This window comes from Enterobacter sp. Li2LvB3 (assembly GCF_056156645.1).
Window position 1 is genome coordinate 48,059 of record NZ_JBSICG010000015.1, and the last position, 17,403, is coordinate 65,461.

The 17,403-nt window shown below is 54.1% G+C and carries 19 protein-coding genes; 7 read left to right on the forward strand and 12 right to left on the reverse strand.

Annotated elements, in window-relative coordinates:
• Window positions 1-2 precede the first annotated feature (2 nt).
• Together ACS603_RS13805 and ACS603_RS13810 are read right to left on the reverse strand one after the other, a co-directional pair.
• Window positions 3-956 (reverse strand): ABC transporter permease, encoded by a 954-nt coding sequence (locus ACS603_RS13805; protein WP_315686822.1) that lies wholly within the window; start codon window positions 954-956, stop codon window positions 3-5.
• A 60-nt stretch (window positions 957-1,016) separates the two neighbouring features.
• Window positions 1,017-2,606 (reverse strand): ABC transporter substrate-binding protein, encoded by a 1,590-nt coding sequence (locus ACS603_RS13810; protein WP_474944434.1) that lies wholly within the window; start codon window positions 2,604-2,606, stop codon window positions 1,017-1,019.
• Window positions 2,607-2,851: 245 nt separating this feature from the next.
• On the opposite strand from ACS603_RS13810, the gene yghU reads away from it, so the two are divergent.
• Window positions 2,852-3,718, forward strand: a complete 867-nt coding sequence (gene yghU, locus ACS603_RS13815; protein WP_014071737.1) for a glutathione-dependent disulfide-bond oxidoreductase — start codon at window positions 2,852-2,854, stop codon at window positions 3,716-3,718.
• A gap of 78 nt (window positions 3,719-3,796) precedes the next feature.
• On the opposite strand, the gene ACS603_RS13820 is transcribed toward yghU, so the two are convergent.
• Entirely contained in the window at window positions 3,797-4,480 is a 684-nt protein-coding gene (locus ACS603_RS13820; protein ID WP_474944435.1) for a molybdate ABC transporter substrate-binding protein, read from the reverse strand.
• Window positions 4,480-5,532: an ABC transporter substrate-binding protein gene (locus ACS603_RS13825; RefSeq protein WP_474944436.1), complete on the reverse strand. Its 1,053-nt coding sequence runs from the start codon at window positions 5,530-5,532 to the stop codon at window positions 4,480-4,482. Before ACS603_RS13825 ends, ACS603_RS13820 begins: the two co-directional genes overlap by 1 nt.
• A 163-nt stretch (window positions 5,533-5,695) precedes the next feature.
• On the opposite strand from ACS603_RS13825, the gene ACS603_RS13830 reads away from it, so the two are divergent.
• A complete protein-coding gene (locus ACS603_RS13830; RefSeq protein WP_315686831.1) occupies window positions 5,696-6,028 on the forward strand; it encodes a glycine zipper family protein in 333 nt (110 codons plus the stop codon).
• Window positions 6,029-6,088: 60 nt separating this feature from the next.
• Here the strand turns inward: ACS603_RS13830 and ACS603_RS13835 are convergent, their stop codons facing one another.
• From ACS603_RS13835 to ACS603_RS13845, 3 genes are all read right to left on the reverse strand, one after another.
• Window positions 6,089-6,361, reverse strand: coding sequence for a hypothetical protein (locus ACS603_RS13835; RefSeq protein ID WP_182062439.1), 273 nt, complete (start codon window positions 6,359-6,361; stop codon window positions 6,089-6,091).
• A gap of 179 nt (window positions 6,362-6,540) precedes the next feature.
• A complete protein-coding gene (locus ACS603_RS13840) occupies window positions 6,541-6,990 on the reverse strand; it encodes a hypothetical protein (RefSeq protein WP_474944437.1) in 450 nt (149 codons plus the stop codon).
• Between the two features lie 295 nt (window positions 6,991-7,285).
• Window positions 7,286-7,531, reverse strand: a complete 246-nt coding sequence (locus tag ACS603_RS13845; RefSeq protein ID WP_182062441.1) for a hypothetical protein — start codon at window positions 7,529-7,531, stop codon at window positions 7,286-7,288.
• Window positions 7,532-7,722: 191 nt separating this feature from the next.
• Here ACS603_RS13845 and ACS603_RS13850 point away from each other — a divergent pair, with 191 nt between their 5' ends.
• The gene (locus ACS603_RS13850) at window positions 7,723-8,706 is read left to right on the forward strand and encodes a sensor domain-containing diguanylate cyclase (RefSeq protein WP_182062442.1); all 984 of its coding nucleotides are present in this window, start codon (window positions 7,723-7,725) and stop codon (window positions 8,704-8,706) included.
• Window positions 8,703-9,419 (forward strand): L-fucose operon activator, encoded by a 717-nt coding sequence (gene fucR / locus ACS603_RS13855; protein WP_182062443.1) that lies wholly within the window; start codon window positions 8,703-8,705, stop codon window positions 9,417-9,419. The genes ACS603_RS13850 and fucR overlap by 4 nt, the downstream gene beginning before the upstream one ends.
• A 45-nt stretch (window positions 9,420-9,464) precedes the next feature.
• Here fucR and ACS603_RS13860 read toward each other — a convergent pair whose 3' ends face one another.
• Together ACS603_RS13860 and yghX are read right to left on the reverse strand one after the other, a co-directional pair.
• Entirely contained in the window at window positions 9,465-11,102 is a 1,638-nt protein-coding gene (locus tag ACS603_RS13860; protein ID WP_315686833.1) for a methyl-accepting chemotaxis protein, read from the reverse strand.
• Window positions 11,103-11,217: 115 nt separating this feature from the next.
• Window positions 11,218-12,105, reverse strand: a complete 888-nt coding sequence (gene yghX, locus ACS603_RS13865; RefSeq protein WP_182062445.1) for a YghX family hydrolase — start codon at window positions 12,103-12,105, stop codon at window positions 11,218-11,220.
• A gap of 82 nt (window positions 12,106-12,187) precedes the next feature.
• On the opposite strand from yghX, the gene ACS603_RS13870 reads away from it, so the two are divergent.
• Complete coding sequence (locus ACS603_RS13870) at window positions 12,188-13,228, forward strand: aldo/keto reductase (protein ID WP_315686838.1); 1,041 nt, start codon at window positions 12,188-12,190, stop codon at window positions 13,226-13,228.
• 545 nt (window positions 13,229-13,773) lie between these two features.
• Here the strand turns inward: ACS603_RS13870 and ACS603_RS13875 are convergent.
• Window positions 13,774-14,262, reverse strand: coding sequence for a TIGR00645 family protein (locus ACS603_RS13875; RefSeq protein WP_446491482.1), 489 nt, complete (start codon window positions 14,260-14,262; stop codon window positions 13,774-13,776).
• Between the two features lie 78 nt (window positions 14,263-14,340).
• Complete coding sequence (locus ACS603_RS13880; RefSeq protein ID WP_182062448.1) at window positions 14,341-14,844, reverse strand: ESA_00282 family adhesion-associated protein; 504 nt, start codon at window positions 14,842-14,844, stop codon at window positions 14,341-14,343.
• A gap of 103 nt (window positions 14,845-14,947) precedes the next feature.
• Between ACS603_RS13880 and ACS603_RS13885 the strand changes: the two genes are divergently transcribed.
• Both ACS603_RS13885 and ACS603_RS13890 read left to right on the forward strand, forming a co-directional pair.
• Window positions 14,948-15,352: a hypothetical protein gene (locus ACS603_RS13885; protein ID WP_182062449.1), complete on the forward strand. Its 405-nt coding sequence runs from the start codon at window positions 14,948-14,950 to the stop codon at window positions 15,350-15,352.
• Window positions 15,345-15,800 carry a cytoplasmic protein gene (locus ACS603_RS13890; protein ID WP_182062450.1) on the forward strand — a complete coding sequence of 152 codons (456 nt, stop codon included), beginning with the start codon at window positions 15,345-15,347 and terminating at the stop codon, window positions 15,798-15,800. The genes ACS603_RS13885 and ACS603_RS13890 overlap by 8 nt, the downstream gene beginning before the upstream one ends.
• Here ACS603_RS13890 and ACS603_RS13895 read toward each other — a convergent pair.
• Complete coding sequence (locus ACS603_RS13895; protein WP_182062451.1) at window positions 15,797-17,248, reverse strand: methyl-accepting chemotaxis protein; 1,452 nt, start codon at window positions 17,246-17,248, stop codon at window positions 15,797-15,799. The two genes, ACS603_RS13890 and ACS603_RS13895, sit on opposite strands and share 4 nt — an antisense overlap.
• Between the last annotated feature and the right edge of the window lie 155 nt (window positions 17,249-17,403).

Genomic DNA, 17,403 nt, shown 5'->3' on the forward strand with positions numbered 1-17,403 from the left:
GGTTACCTCAGTGTACGAATGCGGGGATCGGCGAAGCGATAAAGCAGATCCGCTACCAGGTTGCCGAGGATCAGCATCATCGAAGAGAGCATGATGATTGCCATGATCAGCGGGTAATCCAGCGAGGTGATCGACTGGATCCCAAGCAGGCCCATTCCCGGCCAGGAGAAGACACTTTCTGTCACATACGCGCCTACCACCAGTTCACCAAACGACAGGCCAAACAGGGTTATCACCGGCAGCAGCACGTTTTTCAGCACATGGTGGAACAGAATACCGGAACGTGTCGCGCCGTAGGCGAGCTGGGTTTGCACGTAGTCGGCAGAAAGCTGTGAAATGGTATTCGAACGGATGTAACGCACGTAGCTGGAGAGGTTATAAAAGGTGAGCGCGATACACGGCAGCACGCCGTGGCGCAGGACATCCAGCCAGTTGTCGTCCATGCCGATGGTGCGCATTCCCATGCTGGGGAACCAGTTCAGCTGCACGGCAAAAACGGTAATGAGAAGAATACCAAACCAGAAAATCGGCACCGAAATACCGATATAGGCGAATAAGTTCAGCACGTGATCCAGCCAACGGTGCTTAAATGCCCCAGCCAGCAGTCCCAGCGGGATGGCCAGCACAATCGCCATCAGCAGCGAGGCGCCCATCAGCCCTAACGTTGCCGGAATGCGCTCGCCGATCATCTCCAGCACCGGGCGGTGGTAAATCAGCGAATAGCCCAGATCGCCCTGTAAAACGTTCTTCAGCCACAGCACATACTGCGTCACCAGAGGTTTATCCAGCCCCATACTCTGGCGAATACGCTCAATATCTTCCGGGGCCATACGTGGCGTAATGTACGCAGCAACCGGATCGCCGGGCGCGAGTTTGACCAGCAAAAAAGCCACCAGCGAAATAAAGAAAAGCATCGGCAGCAGTTGCAGCAGCCGACGCGTGAGTAATGTGTTCACGACATGCCCTTACACGACTTACCATACGAAAAACCCCGGCCAGGTGACCGGGGTAACTGCTTATTTTTGGTAGATTTTTGACAGATCCTGGAACAGATAAACCGGCTTCGGTTCCGCTTCCTGCGTGCCGCCAAAGCGTTTATCCACGGCAACGGTCGCGTTGGTGTAGGCAATCGGGTAGTAGGTCATGTCGTTTGCCACGGTCTGCTGAATTTGCTTGTAGATATCAGCACGTTTCGCGGCGTCGGTTTCCACTGCGCCTTTGTCCCACAGGGCATCAAACTGCGGATTTTTATAGTGGGCATAGTTGTAGGCTTCGTTGCTCATAAACAGCGATTTGTAGCCGTCCGGCTCTGAACCCATGATGTAACCACCCAGGTTCAGCTCCCACGCGGTGTTGTTCATATCCAGGCTGCGCTGGGACATGGCGTTGGAGTCCAGCGGCATCAGTTCGACGTTCACCCCAATGCCCTTCAGCGCCTGCTGAATGTACAGCGCCATGCTCTCCTGGGTTTTATTGGTGTTCACATACGCCAGATGCAGCTTCAGGTTTTCCGGCGCACCGGAGGCTTTCAGCAGATCTTTGGCTTTTTGCTGATCGAACTTGTACTGCTCTACGTCGTCAGTCTGATACAGCGTATCCGGCGTCAGGAACGAAGTTGCCGGTTTGGCGTAGTCCAGCGAGGTAAACGCGGTCTGGGTCAGCTCGTCTTTGTTGATGGCATAGGCAATGGCCTGACGCAGCTCTTTGCTTTTCATGACCGGCACGTTCTGGTTAAAGGTCATGTAAGCCAGACGCCCTTCCGGGTACACCACAAAATCAAATTTACCGGTGTTTTTCAGGCGGTTCACGTCCTGCGGGTCAACCATCTTGAGGTTGATTTCGCCGTTTTGCAGCGCCAGGTTGGCGGAGTTGCTGTCTTTGGCAAAACGGTAGGTCACGGAATCGAGCTTCGCTTTACCGTTCCAGTAATCGTCAAAACGGGTCAGGGCGAAATACTGCCCGGCGCGGTACTCTTTAAACTTGAACGGCCCGGAACCCACCGGCGCATCGTTTTTGGTGCTTTTTTCCAGATCGCCTTCATTCGCGAACACGTGCTGTGGGATTGGGTAGATCTGCACCAGGGTTCCGGTAAAGGCTGCGCTCACCTGCGGTAAGGTGAACTTCACGGTGCGATCGTCAACCTTGCTCACTTCTACGGGTTTGTCGCCGTAAGTGAACATGCTGCGGAAGAAGCTGTGCTGTTTGGCATCCAGCAGTTTATTGAAGGTGAATACCACGTCGTCCGCCGTCAGCGGCTGGCCGTCCTGCCATTTCAGATTGGGTTTTAAGGTCAGGGTGTAGCTCAGGTTATCGGCGGATGGCGTCAGGCTTTCTGCCAGTCCCCATTCAATTTTGCCGTTGTTGAAGCTATACAGCGGGGCATAAAGCGCCTGCATGATGGTTAAGGTGGTACGGTCGCTGGCATAGAGTGGGTTAACGGCTAACGGGTCACCGGAGGTAATACCGATAATCAGCGAGCCCCCCTCTTTTGGTGCGTCGCTTTTCGCTGCTGGCGCATTACTCGTCTCTTTATTTTTCGCATCATCACAGCCTGCCAGACCTAACGCGAGCGATACTACAACTGCGGATAACAGAAGCTTACGCATCTCACTAACTCCTTGCCTGATAAAGTATTTACTACTGATAATTTTCTTTATATGACAGCATCATATTCAGCTTTGCGGTAATACGCATTAACAATGAAAATGCGATTTTCGATTAAGCTTATAACGGTTTTGATATATATAAGCGCCAGAAGGAATAGCCGCGACTCTAATGCGCTCAGTTCGTTAAACCATTCACAAATCTCCTGCTACACTGCCTCAACACATCACTCAAAAGGCAGGCCAACATGTCAGACAACACTTATCAGCCACCGAAAGTGTGGGAATGGAAACAGAACAACGGCGGTGCGTTCGCCAACATCAACCGTCCGGTATCCGGTGCAACCCATGAAAAAACGCTGCCGGTAGGATCGCACCCGCTGCAGCTCTATTCCCTGGGGACACCGAACGGCCAGAAAGTCACTATCATGCTCGAAGAGCTGCTGGCGCTGGGCGTGACGGGTGCAGAGTATGATGCGTGGCTTATCCGCATCGGTGAGGGCGATCAGTTCTCCAGCGGCTTTGTGGACGTGAACCCGAACTCGAAAATACCGGCACTGCGTGACCACTCAACCACCCCGCCAACGCGCGTATTTGAATCCGGTAATATCTTGCTGTATCTCGCAGAGAAATTTGGTCACTTCCTGCCAAAAGATCCGGCGGGCCGGGTAGAAACCCTGAACTGGCTGTTCTGGTTACAAGGCTCTGCGCCGTTCCTCGGCGGTGGTTTTGGCCACTTCTACAACTATGCGCCTGTAAAGATTGAGTACGCGATTGACCGCTTCACCATGGAGTCAAAACGTCTGCTCGACGTGCTGGACAAACAGCTGGCGCGTAGCCGCTATGTGGCGGGAGAAGAGTACACCATTGCCGATATGGCTATCTGGCCGTGGTTCGGCAACGTGGTGCTCGGGAACGTGTATAACGCCGCAGAGTTCCTGGATGCGCAGCAGTACACCAACGTGCAACGTTGGGCAAAAGATGTGGCACACCGTCCGGCAGTGAAGCGCGGCCGCATGGTTAACCGCACCTTTGGCGAGCCGAGCGAACAGCTGCATGAACGCCATGCGGCAAGCGATTTTGATACGAATACCGAGGATAAGCGTCAGGGCTGATGCCCTCACCCTAACCCTCTCCCACGGGGAGAGGGAATAAAAAAGTAGGCCGGGTAAGCGCAGCGCCACCCGGCTGAATTACGCGCCGAACCCTGCCTGTTGCAGGATCATCTTCGCCTCTGCTGACACCAGATATTCCGCGAGCGCTCTGCCCTTCGGCGTCACCACCGCACACGCATACTCCGCGCGCGGGTTATACGCTGCGGGGATGTCGATAACCGTCAGCCCGTCGACTTCCCGCAATGTTGCGGCATAGCTGGCATAACCGATAAACACCTCCGCCTGGCCGCCATGAATAATCCACTCAGCCGCCAGTTTGCCCGTCGGAATCGGCGCGGAATTTCGCCCGCCCACCAGCGCTTTCGCCCGCATTCTTACCCCCTCACCTGCTTCGCCCATGCGGGTAAACAGCGCCTGGGTGTAATCCCCGGACGGATCGGTTCCCGCCGTAGAGGTCGCGATACGCACATCATCACGGGTAAGCAAAGTGAACCAGTCATCCCCCGCGCGCAGCACATCGCTGCGCACCGTCAGGCAAAGTTGATTGCTGGCAAAAGGCACCACCGATAACGCCTGCCCGGACGCGAATAACGCCTGCGGATGGGCAAGATTTGCCGAAGCAAACAGGTCGCACGACTCACCGGTTTCAATACGTTCCCGTAACAGCCCGGCCGGGCCGAACTGGGTTTCGACCGGTTCAGGAAAGTGCGCCATTAAATTCTGCCACACCACCCGCAGGCTGCCCGCTGCCAGCACGCGCATCAATCAATGCCCTGATACGTGGTGCGATAAAAACGCTGATACCAGTCGTTCGCGACCTTGCGCATATCCACGTCTTTAAACTTCTCCGGGTAGAGCTTTTTCGCCATCCACAGCTCGCCAATGCCCATTGCTTCCGGCATTGGGTAGCCCCAGGCTTTGGCGTAATCCGGCATCAGGTAAACGCGCTGATTTTTCACCGCGTCGATGGTCTGCCACTGCGCACCGGTTTTGATCTCGTTAACCACAGACGGGTAACGGTCCTGCACGAAGATCACCTGCGGGTTCCAGGCAATCACCTGCTCCATCGCCACGGTTTTAAAACCCTGAATGGTGGCCGCTGCCACGTTAACCGTGCCCGCGTGCGCCATCATCAGGCCGGTGTATTTCCCGGAGCCGTAGGTGGTGAGTTCCGGGTTAGCCATGTAAGCGCGAACACGTTTTTCCGCCGGGATATCTTTCAGGTGGTCGCTGACCATTTTGCGGCCATTGTCGGTCGCTGCAATCAGGGCTTTCGCTTCTGGCTGTTTATTAACTATTTCGCCAATCAGGGTGATCCCTTCTCGCAAACCCAGATCGTAAGCCTGTTCTTCATCTGCCATCGTTGGGTTCAGTTTGGCTTTTTCACCGGCAGCATCGTGGCGCAGGGAAATGGCGACCACCGGAATACCCAGGCTGCTGATCTTGTCGATCATCTCCTGCGGCGCGTAGTTAGTGACGAACACCACCTGCGGCTTCAGCGCCACCAGTTTTTCCGGGTCGACGTGGGTGAGGTCGCCAAGCGCGGCTTTCTGGTTCAGTTCTGGTGCCAGGCGCGCGTAGCCGTCGCCCAGTTGCTGTTTCCAGTTCGCCATCACACCGACGATTTTGTCCGTGGCGTTCATCTGCACCAGCAGGTTCAGGGTCTGGTGCTGGAGCACAACCACACGGTCAACTTCATCAGGAAGAGTGACGGTACGACCAATCTGGTCAGTTATCTGGCGGGATGCCTGGGATGATAACGGGAGTAAAATCAGTACGCTAAACGCGACTGCCTGCCAAAAGCGTTGTTTCATATAATCCTCACATTTTCGTTATGCAAAAGATTATACAGCGATAGTACATCAGAGTCGTGGTGTGCTTTGGGGGTAAGTAAACAAGCATTATTGGCCTACCAGGTATTCGGGCCGACTGACAGACTTCACGCCGATGTTTGATTTACGACTACAAGGAACCGTCATGAAATACCTGAAAACCACGCTTCTTCTCAGCACCCTTATCGTTTCTGCATCCACCATGGCGATGGATAAAACCGCCGCTGGTGCGGTAGCAGGCGCTGCTATTGGCGCCGTTGCAGGCAAAGATGTGAAGTCTACTGTGGGTGGCGCAGTCGTCGGTGCGGGTACAGGGGCGATGTTCAAAAACGGAGACAAAGGTAAAGCCGCGCGCAAGGGTGGTGCGGTAGGAGCTGCCGTGGGCGCGGGCGCTGCGGCCGTAACCGGTAAGAGTGTACTGAAAGGGGCAGCCGTGGGTGCTGGCTCTGGCGCGCTGATTGGTGAAGCCACGCACTAAAAACCTCGCCGGGCGGCACTACGTTTGCCCGGCCTACGAAGACATTCCCTTCAAATAAGATTAATGGTGATCATCATACTGATGTTCAATCACCATCCCTTCCGCCACGCTCGCCACATGGCGTGCACGCGGGTGATAAACCGGCGCAGGTGCGGCATAGGTGGTAGGTGCGGGCGCTGGCGCAACGACCACTGCCTGGGGGACCGTGGTCGATGACGGGACAATCACCACTTTATAGCCGCTCGGCACATCCACGGTGACGCTTTGCGCCATTGCCGAATTGGCCATGGCTAACCCGGCCAGGGCGGCCAGTAAAATAAAGAGATTTTTCATAGTAAATTATATTCCAGGTACAATTCAGAAATATAATTATGGCGAACCTTTCTTAAGACAATATTAATTTTCGTTCTTTGCAATGTGCAGAAAATGCCAAATTTATTGTTACATTAATAAATAGAAAAAATAGCACAGGCCGGGTAAGGCGCAGCCGCCACCCGGCAACTTACGGCGTTTTAATTAATCGCGATATTCCCTTCCAGCGTATTTATCCAGCGTGGTGCTTTCAGCGTATCGGCGAAATAACCCACCAGCTCGCAGAGCAAACTTTCCATAACCGCTGCCATCTCTGGTGGCAATGCCCGGCTTATCAACAACTGCGTTAATACCTGGCAATACTGCGCCAGCTGGTCACTTTCAGGCTCAAAAGCAGGCAGGCGCGACGGCAAATCGTCCACGATGAAATGCGGGATTAAGTGCGCCGGAACAGGCTCGTGCAGCGTGGGTTGCAACAGTGCGAGGCAGGCGGAGAGACGCCCGCAAAGCGCCAGTTTTTCGGTGATGTCGTCGCATTCCACCAGAGAATAAGCGTACTGCTCGCAGTTGTCCGCCAGCTCGGTGAAATCGGTGGTGTTGGCAAAGGGCGTGGTAAATAACGTGTGTGTCTGGGTTGGGATCGTAGCCATGATGGCAGCCTCCTGTAACGGTGTAAACATCTGCCATCGGAGAGGTCAATCTCACGGGTGGCAGAACCAGACGAGGTTGACCTTACCGGCGTTACAGGAAACCGGCGCGTCTTGCGACGCCCCCGCCCGGCCCGCCATTGAGGTGAAACCGTGCGCGCGACATAGTAATCCATGTCGCCTGTAACTTGTACCAGGAGGTCAATCCCGACGCCTGATTTTGCAGGCGCGGCAAAAAGATACTGCGATTAACACGAGGCGACAAGGGGCATTCCCGGAAGCCGCCTCGCAAAACAGATCAATACTTTATGTCCCGTGCTTTTTGTCGTCCGGCCTGTTTCATTTGCCGCTTGTCCTGACGGCAGTCGTGATTACTTTGGTTGTTGTTAACCACGCAGGTTTGCTTCATATGACGTGAGGCTTCGCGGGTATCCTGTCGGGTATCGCGCGCTTCACGTCGTTGTTGTCCCTGCTCGGTTGCGTTAACGGTAAAAGAGCACAGCATAATTAAGAGGAATGTAATGGCAGACACGGATCTGTTCATAGCAACACCTTTTAAAAGATGGGCAGAAAAAACATCGGAGATTGCCCAAGAATAGCACCTGCGGAGATAGCAAAAGGGCGAGTGAATCACCTTGCGCACCCTTAACGCAAATCAGCCTCTTTTTTCAACATCATATTTACAAGCACGTCTAAACTGGCAAAAATCATTCTTATTTCCCTAAGAATCGTCGCATGTCAGAACAGGCGCTAAAACAGCAGATCCAGAATCTGAAAAAGCATAACGCCAGGCTTGCAAGGCTGGCGCGTGACGCCCGCAGCAAACTCAGCGCCGCTCTCGACGGCACGGGTCTGTGTCTGTGGCAGCTCGACGTGCCTACGGGAAAACTGATTATTTATAATCGCCGCTGGGGTTCTATGCTCGGCTACCAGCCAAAAGAGCTGAGCGCACAGTTTGATGTCTGGCGCGAACATCTTCACCCTGAAGATAAACAGCAGGTACTGGACGCATTCTACGACCACCTGAACGGCAAAACGCCCTTCTACGAAGCGCTACACCGGATGCAACATAAAAACGGCACCATTACCTGGGTGCTGGACCGGGGTCGCGTCAGCGAATGGGACGACGAGGGTAATCCCATCAAGGTTACCGGCACCCACATCGACATGACCAAAGAAAAGCAGTACGAAGAACAGCTCGCACTACTTGCCAACCACGACCCGCTCACCGGGCTTGCCAACCGCCATGCGTTGATTCAGCATTTTGCCGAGCTAAAAGCCGCCGGTCCGCTGTGCGTGGCGTTTATCGATCTTGATGACTTTAAGACCGTGAACGACACCTTCGGCCACCGCAGCGGCGATGAACTCTTAATTCAACTCAGCCAGCGCCTGCGCGGAAGCTGCCCGGAAGGCACGATCGTCGGCCGACTGGGTGGGGATGAATTTGTGTTGCTGCTGCCCTTCCCGCTCTCCAGCTTGCTGGTCAACAGTGCGGCGCACACTTGCCTGCGGGCGGCGCTGATGCCGTTTGAACTCGATAACGGCGAAGCGCGGGTCGGCGCATCAATCGGGATTGATGAAGTACACGCGCAGGATGATTTTGTGAATGCGCTCAGACGCGCGGATCAGTCGATGTACCAGATTAAACACACCGGGAAAAATGGCGTGGCGATTGGCACAACGCTTATCTCTATCTCACGCACCGGAACCGACGCATGAAGGAAAGCAGACAGCAGAGCATCGTTAAGTTGCTGAGCAACAGCGACTGGCTCACCACTGACGCGCTTGCCGGTTATCTCGGCGTCAGTAAAGAGACGATCCGCCGCGATCTGAGTGGCCTGCAACAGCAGGGTAAGATCCTGCGCCACCACGGACGGGCGCGGCTGATCCACCCCGACAGTCGTGATAGCGGCGAGCCTTTTGGTGCGCGGCTCAAAAGCCATTACGCCGATAAAGCCGATATTGCCCGGCACGCGCTGGAATACATCAGTGAAGGAATGACGATTGCGCTGGATGCCAGCTCAACCTGTTTTCATCTGGCACGACAGCTGCCAGACCTGGAGCTGACTGTTTTTACCAACAGCCTGCCCATCTGCCATGAAATGGCCAGGCGCGAGAAAATCACGCTGGTCTGTTCGGGCGGAACACTGGAGCGCAAGTACCGTTGTTATGTCAACCCGGCGCTGGTTACCCAGCTCAAAGCGCTGGAGATAGACCTGTTTATCTTTTCCTGCGAAGGTGTGGATGAGCAGGGCATCATGTGGGACCCGGTTGCACACAACGCCGCGTTTAAAGCACAACTGTTAAGCCGCGCCAGCCAGTCTTTGCTACTGATAGACAAAAGTAAATTTCAGCGTTCGAGCGAAGTGAAAATCGGCCAGCTTTCACAGGTGACGCATGTCATCCAGGGCTGTCAGCCTACCAGACGATAGTCAGAGATAATTAAAGCCGCACAAGGCGGCCTTCGTGATGGGAATTTAGAACGAAACCCAGTCGTCCGGCGTCGCCGCAGGTTTAGCTCGTGCGGGAGTTTTGAGCGGGGCGGCAGCAGTCTGAGCTTGTGGCTCCTGGGCTGATAAGCGGAATTTCTGCACCGAACGTTGTAGATCTTCAGTCTGGCGCTCCAGCGCGGATGCCGCAGCGGAAACTTGTTCCACCAGCGAGGCGTTCTGCTGCGTCACGCCATCCATCTGGCTGATGGCCACGCCGACCTGCGAAATGCCTTTGCTCTGCTCTTCCGATGCAGACGCAATCTGCTTCATGATGGTGGTCACTTCGGTCACCGCACGCAGAATGGCTTCCATGGTTGTGCCGGTGTCATTAACCAGCTGCGCGCCCTGCTCCACGCGGTTGACGGAATCAGCGATCAGCCCTTCGATCTCTTTTGCTGCATTGGCACTGCGGCTTGCGAGGTTACGGACTTCTCCGGCAACAACTGCAAAACCACGCCCTTGCTCACCCGCACGCGCGGCTTCTACCGCGGCATTAAGCGCCAGGATGTTAGTCTGGAAAGCAATGCTGTTGATCACGTTGGTGATTTCCGCGATTTTCTTCGAGCTGTCAGAAATACCGCTCATGGTGGTGACAACATCGTCCACCAGCGAGCCACCACGGCTGGCCGTGGTTGAAGCCACATCCGCCAGCTGGCTGGCCTGACGTGCGCTTTCGGCATTCAGCTTCACCGTTGCGGTCAGCTGTTCCATGCTGGCTGCCGTCTCTTCCAGCGCGGCGGCCTGCTCTTCAGTACGTGACGAGAGATCGTTGTTCCCGCTGGAGATTTCCGTCGCGCCGCGCCAGATATTTTCACTGCCCGAGCGGATAGTGCTGACCGCTTCACGCAGGCTGTCCTGCATGGCGCTCAGCAGCGGAACCAGTTGCCCCACGCAGTTGCGGCCAAAAGGTTCAATCGGTTGGCTGAGGTCACCCTGCGCAATCTGGCGGAACTGCTGACGGATACGATCCAGCGGTTTGACCAGCATCGCCACCAGGTAGCGGTCGGTGAAGAGCAGGATCAGCAGGCCAATAATGGTAGCAGCGATAATCACGGTGCGGGTCATGGCTGTCAGGCCGTCGACCACCACACGGGTGGAGTCCAGACGGTCGCCCGCAGCTTTGTTAAAGCTCTCTGCGGCAGCACCAAACGCGCGGCTCAGCGGCGGAGTGATGTTGTTCGCCTGCTGGCGATAGCCGTCCAGTTGCCCCTGCTGCGCCTGCTGCATCTGCGGTGCAACACCCTGGTCGAGCAGCGCCTGCCAGGTGCTGATCACCTGAGAGGAAACCTGCTCATCCATTGGGCCTGGAGAGATAGCCTTCATCTGCTCCAGCTTTTTGCCCATGTTGTCCAGCGCCTGCTGTGCAGAGGCCAGGTCAGGGTTACCCCCGCTGGCTTTGACTTCCATCGCGCGGCTCAGGCGCGTAACAAAGCGGAAATACTGATCGTTGCCCTGGCTGAGCACCGTCATCTGTTGTACCAGCTGTCTGTCGACCTCGTTGCCATCCGACACCCGGGAGAGCGACCAGGTGCTGTAGAGGCCAACACCCGCCCACATTAAACAAAAGATCCCAAGTATCGTCAGCATGACGAAGCGGATCGTGAAATTACGAAGCATCTGCATAGAGTGTTCCTTGCCGTGAGGGTGAATTCGCCCAGAGGCGAGACTTACCCTCGTTATCGGCAGATGCTGCGGAAAATCTAACCTTTTATGATGATTTTGGGTGACGTTTTATTAATCAATTCAGGTACTTTTCAAACCAGCTTAACGTTCGCTTCCAGGCAAGCTCTGCTGCGGGTTCATCGTATCTTGGGGTGGAATCGTTGTGAAATCCGTGGTTTACGCCCGGATAGATGTACGCCTCGTAAACCTTATTATTCAATTTAAGCGCTGCTTCATAGGTAGGCCAGCCCTCATTAATATTTTTATCCAGCCCGGCATAATGCAGCAGCAGTGGCGCTTTTATTTTCGGAACATCTGCCGCTGCGGGCTGGCGTCCGTAAAACGGCACGGCGCAATCCAGCTCCGGGTAAGCCACCGCGGCGGCATTCGCCACACCTCCACCGTAGCAAAATCCGGTGATCCCCACTTTGCCGCTGGCATCCGGGTGCTTTCTCATAAATTCAACGGCGGCAAAGAAGTCGTTCATCAGCTTTGTCGGGTCAACCTTCTGCTGTAAAACCTTCCCTTCTTCGTCATTGCCCGGATAACCGCCCACCGAGCTTAAACCGTCTGGCGCAAGCGCAATGTACCCGGCTTTTGCAACCCGTCTTGCCACATCTTCGATATACGGATTAAGACCCCGGTTTTCGTGGACCACTACTACGGCAGGCACTTTTCCGTGGGCTTTAGCAGGCTTTACCAGATAGCCGCGCACTTCGCCGTGGCCGTTTGGCGAGGGGTAATGAATATATTCAGGCAGGATATCGGGATCGGTGAATTTGACCTGCTCTGCCAGCGCATAGTTGGGCTTGAGCATATTGAACAGGGCCAGCGCCGTCACGCCCCCCACGGCGTAGCGTGCCGCGAGATTCAGGAACTCGCGCTTGTTGATTTTACCGTGGGCGTAGTAGTCGTAATAGTCGAGCAATTCTTGTGGAAAATCTTTGGCGGTCAGGCGCGTCATCGCTTATCTCCATGAATTGTGATTTGATAAGCATAGAATGAAAACGTTGTTTCGAAAATTCATCGACAAGAAAGGAGACATCATGTCCTGGCACCCTTACTCCGGCCGCTATGAAAATATGCAGTACCGCTACTGCGGAAAAAGTGGCCTGCGCCTGCCTGCGCTGTCACTTGGTCTGTGGCACAGCTTTGGCCACGTTCAGGCACTCGATTCCCAGCGCGCGCTGTTGCGTAAAGCCTTCGACCTTGGCATTACCCATTTCGACCTTGCCAATAACTACGGCCCGCCTGCGGGCAGCGCCGAAGAGAATTTTGGTCGCCTGCTGCGCGACGATTTTGCCGCGTACCGCGACGAGCTGATTATCTCGACCAAAGCGGGCTACGACATGTGGCCCGGGCCATACGGTTCGGGTGGGTCGCGTAAGTATCTGCTGGCCAGCCTCGACCAGAGCCTGAAACGCATGGGCGTGGAGTATGTTGATATTTTCTATTCCCACCGCGTAGACGAAAACACGCCGATGGAAGAGACCGCCTCCGCGCTGGCGCAGGCGGTTCAGAGCGGTAAGGCGCTGTATGTGGGGATTTCGTCCTACTCAACAGAGCGCACGCAGAAAATGGCTGCGCTACTGCGCGAGTGGAAAATCCCGTTGCTTATCCACCAGCCGTCCTACAACCTGCTCAACCGTTGGGTGGATAAAACCGGGCTGCTGGATACCCTTGCGGAAAACGGCACCGGTTGTATCGCCTTTACGCCGCTGGCGCAGGGGTTGCTGACAGGGAAATACCTGAATGGCATTCCTGATGGCTCGCGGATGCAGCGTGAAGGTAAGAAAGTACGCGGCCTGACGGAGAAAATGCTGACGGAAGCCAACCTGAACAGCCTGCGTTTGCTGAACGAAATGGCCCATGCTCGCGGGCAATCAATGGCGCAAATGGCCCTGAGCTGGCTGCTGAAAGATGAGCGCGTAACGTCGGTGCTGATTGGCGCAAGCCGCCCGGAGCAGCTGGAAGAGAACGTCCAGGCGCTGAATAACCTGCACTTTACGGACGATGAGCTGAAGCGGATTGACCAGCATGTTGCGGATGGAGAGCTGAATCTGTGGCAGGCGTCGTCGGATAAGTAGAGTGGTCTGTTGCCCTCACCCTAACCCTCTCCCGGTGGGCTGAGGGTTCCCCAGTAATTTTTGTCTTTAATTCAGCGATGATATTACGCCATTGAATTAAGGGACTTACAGCGGTGTCATGGTCCGGCTGAAAATCGCCGAAGCGTTTACGGAAGGCCGGGGCGACGCGCATGGATGCGCGGCGAGGGCGGCTTTACAGGGACGTTTCATCCGCCCGTCCCCGATTAGCCTGGAGCAAACGCTGAGGACAAAATTGCCGGGAGCAATTTTGGACAGCGCTCGCGCTGGCCCCGAAGGGGTGAGCCCCATGGATGGGGCGAACAATTCGCGAAGCGACGATTTTCTTGCCGGGAGCCCGGGTCGCCAGGGTAGCGGCGGTGAGCTACCCTGGCACGTTCACCGGTATTGTCGTGACAGAGTAGCAAGGAACGTAAAGTGAACGGAATGACCACCTGAGCCGTATGTTCCCCCTCACCCCAGCCCTCTCCCCAAAAAGGAGAGGGAGCCGAACGTGCCCGGTTTTTTGTGGGGCTCCCTATTCTGATTTACTTCTTACTCAACTTATCCAGATACCCCATCACAAACGCTGACAGCACAAATGTCAGGTGGATAATCACATACCACATCAGCTTGTTATCCGGGATATTCTTCGCGTCCATAAACACGCGCAGCAGATGGATGGAAGAGATAGCCACAATCGAGGCGGCGACTTTGTTCTTCAGCGACGAGGCATCCATTTTGCCAAGCCAGCTCAGTTTTTCTTTATGCTCATCGATATCCAGCTGAGACACAAAGTTCTCATAGCCAGAGAACATCACCATTACCAGCAAGCCACCCACCAGCGTCATATCCACCAGTGACAGCAGCACCAGAATCAGATCGGACTCAGCAACGGAAAAAATGTTGGGTAAGACGTGAAAAATTTCCTGAAAAAACTTAATGCTCAGTGCGACCAGTGCCAGAGAAAGGCCGAAATAGACCGGTGCCAGTAACCAACGGGAGGCATACATTGCATTTTCAAAAAAGCGTTCCATAGAGTCCTTTGTGCAAAAAAATAAGCGCAGTATATCTTAACGGCGCTTACTCTTTGCAACAACTAACCAACAAAACACCTACACTTCATCCGGGTTTACTTCAGGGCGTGCATACTCAGGCCATACCAAAACAACCAGTTCCGGGTAGGCTTCCAGGCTGAACTCGCGAAAGCACTGCCGCAAATTTAAAACATCCAGATCGGAATACGACACCTTCTCGCCATTAAGACAACGCTTCTTGATATTGTCGTAATATTTATACACAGCGGAATTCAGGTCGCTGCAACGGCGCTGGGCTTCAAACAGCCCTGGCGTGTCATTAATTTGCGACATCTTCATGCGCTTTATTGTGGCATGAAGAAAATCGATATATTCGTGGTTAACTCGCCAGTACCAAACCGGAGTCACAGAGTTCATCAAAACGGAAAAATGATCCTCTCCTTCCTCTTTAGTCATCAGTTCAGGTTCAGGCGGTTCACTGGCGTCTTTCGACACTTTCGTTTTATTGAACTCTTGCATCAATAAAAGAACGCCAGCGGTCAGTAATAGTAATGTTATGACCGTAAAGAAAATACTGTTCATGGGTAGGCTCCATTTTTTTTGATTTTAAAATTGCCTCATGTTATTGTCAACGAATCTCACGCCTTTACCAACCCCACCCTGTTGAAATTAAAGGAAATTAAAAATGCTGCCCGACAATCTCGTCCCGGCTAAGTACCACATTGCGCCTGTGGAACAGCAACCGGTGGAAGCAGAAAAAGAGGCTAATTTCACTCAGGGAAAAAGAAAGCTCTCCGATTTTGAAGCAGACGTATTAATTGGTGTTTCCCGAACCGGGAAGTCTCGTAATATGTTGCTGGAAGAGCACGATCGTCATATAAAAGACCGGCTATTTCGCGTTGTTAAAATCGAAGCCTTTGTTCACCTTCTGGATGACTTGCAGGCCGAAGGTGAAATAGATGCCCAGACACTAAGTCAAATAATGGTCGAAAAAACAAAAGAAATAAATGAAGCCGGTAATAAAATTTGGCTTAATTTAATTACCCGCGAAAAAAACAACCCTATTTTTTATAACCTCGGGGATGATTAACGTGAAAGGTATTGAAGATAATAATGTTTATTTGACTTTAGATGACAAAAAAAGTGATGAGTTTATCTTAGAGCAAAATCTCGAGGCGTTGAGAAACACAAAAAATGTGGAAATGACGCGTATTACGCAAGATCTGGTTTCAATACCCGCCACGCTGGTGCGCCTGAAATGGCAAAACCGCCGCGAGATTTATGCGCTCCAGGTTAAAGAAGAAATTTACGGCGCAGTGATGAATGCGCTGATTGAGCAACGACCAGAGCTTAAAGAGAAGATCCTCGGGCGTCTGGAAGCCAACTACCAGTACCTGCTGGCCAGAGAAACGGCCACCCTACGTTTGACCCGCAAGCTCTCCGACGGCGAATACCGCACGTCGAATGTCACTTATGTCGCGCTGAATGAAGACGCGCTGGCATCCAAAACCAACGCGCCCGCTGACCCGCAAAGCTAATCAAATCTAAATACCGCTATCGCCTCTTTTAGCTGTCCGGTCTGCTGCTGCTGTTGCTCGGCAACCTGTATCGTCTGCGCGACATGCCGTACATTCTCCTGCACGCTGGCATCAATACTGGCAATACTGCCGTTCATCTGCGCGATGCTGGACCGTTGATCCTCACTCATCTGCGAAAGCTCCTCCAGCAGCGAGCGCAATCCGTCGATACTCTCGATAATCGATTTCATCGTCTGTCCGGCGTGCTCTACGTGCTCGACACCCTGCTGCGTGGTCGTCTGAGAGGTGGTCAGCAGCTGACGGATCTCTTTTGCCGCCCCTTCACTGCGCTGGGCTAACATACGAACCTCGGAGGCTACCACGGCGAACCCTTTCCCGTGTTCCCCTGCTCTTGCCGCCTCGACAGAAGCATTCAGCGACAGAATATTCGTCTGGAATGCGATTCCGTCAATCAGCTCAAGAATGGTGTAAATACGTTGGGACTCTTCGCGGATCTGATCCATGGCCGCGATGGCCCGGCGAACGTTCTCGCCACCCTGTTCTGCCACCTCACTGGCGCTAAGCGCCATCTCCCGCACCTGAATGGCCTTGTGGCTGGTCTGGGTCGCCACGTTACTGAGATGCTCCATTGCGCTGGCTGCCGTCGCAAGCGATGACGCCTGATGATCGGTTCGCTCTGAGAGCGCGCTGTTACGTTGTCGCAGCGCCCGGGAGGCCTCCAGCAGTTGCCCGATATTGGCGCTCACCTGCTCAAGCGTGGAACGCATTGTGCCGAGCGTCAGGCTAAAGGTGCGGGCGAAAGAGGAGTCAGCAGGTTCGCTATCAACGGCCAGCGTCAGATAGCCTGGCTCGCGGTTAATCACCCCCGCGAGCCTCGCTACCTCGCTGGCCGAGCGGGCATCCTGCTCCATACGTACCGCCAGCAGGAGAAGAATGGCCGTCTGTACCACTACAAACAGGCCGTGGAAGACCACCATATGAAAACCGGTGTGCATAAAGACCACCACGCCGTACAACCCATTTTCCTGGAGATAATTAAACACCAGATGGTGCAGCGCGATGACCGTAGCGCCCATCACCAGCGGACGCCAGTCACGCCAGGCCAGCAGTGCCGAAAGCAGGACAAAAACAGAGAAGTGGTACTCCGTCTCCCCTTCGCCAAGATGGATAAGCAGCGCGGAAAACGCCATCAGTACGAAAGCAAAGCTCAGGCGCAACAGCAGCGAGCCGGGGCAAAGCATCGCCAGCAGAGTTGAGAAACAGCTCAGCAGGGTACTGATAATCGCCCCCTGCGCCATATTGTCGTTCATATATCCCACGCACAGCGAAACGCCCCACATGGCCCAGATAAGCACCAGCATTAAGCGGTCAGCACGTTGTCGTATTGCAGATAAAGAGATGAGGTCGCGTTGAGGTGCGTGCGGGTGCAGCCATGTCGTCATCGCCATAGGGAGTCTCTTGCTGTGCAGGTGAAATAAGCCCTTCAAAAGAAGGTATTTTTTATTATCTGTTTTAAGCGTAGTGGGTATATCCCACGCTGCCATTTCAGCAAAAAGATATATTTTAATAACGCAGCCGAATACTGATATTTTCTTAACTATCA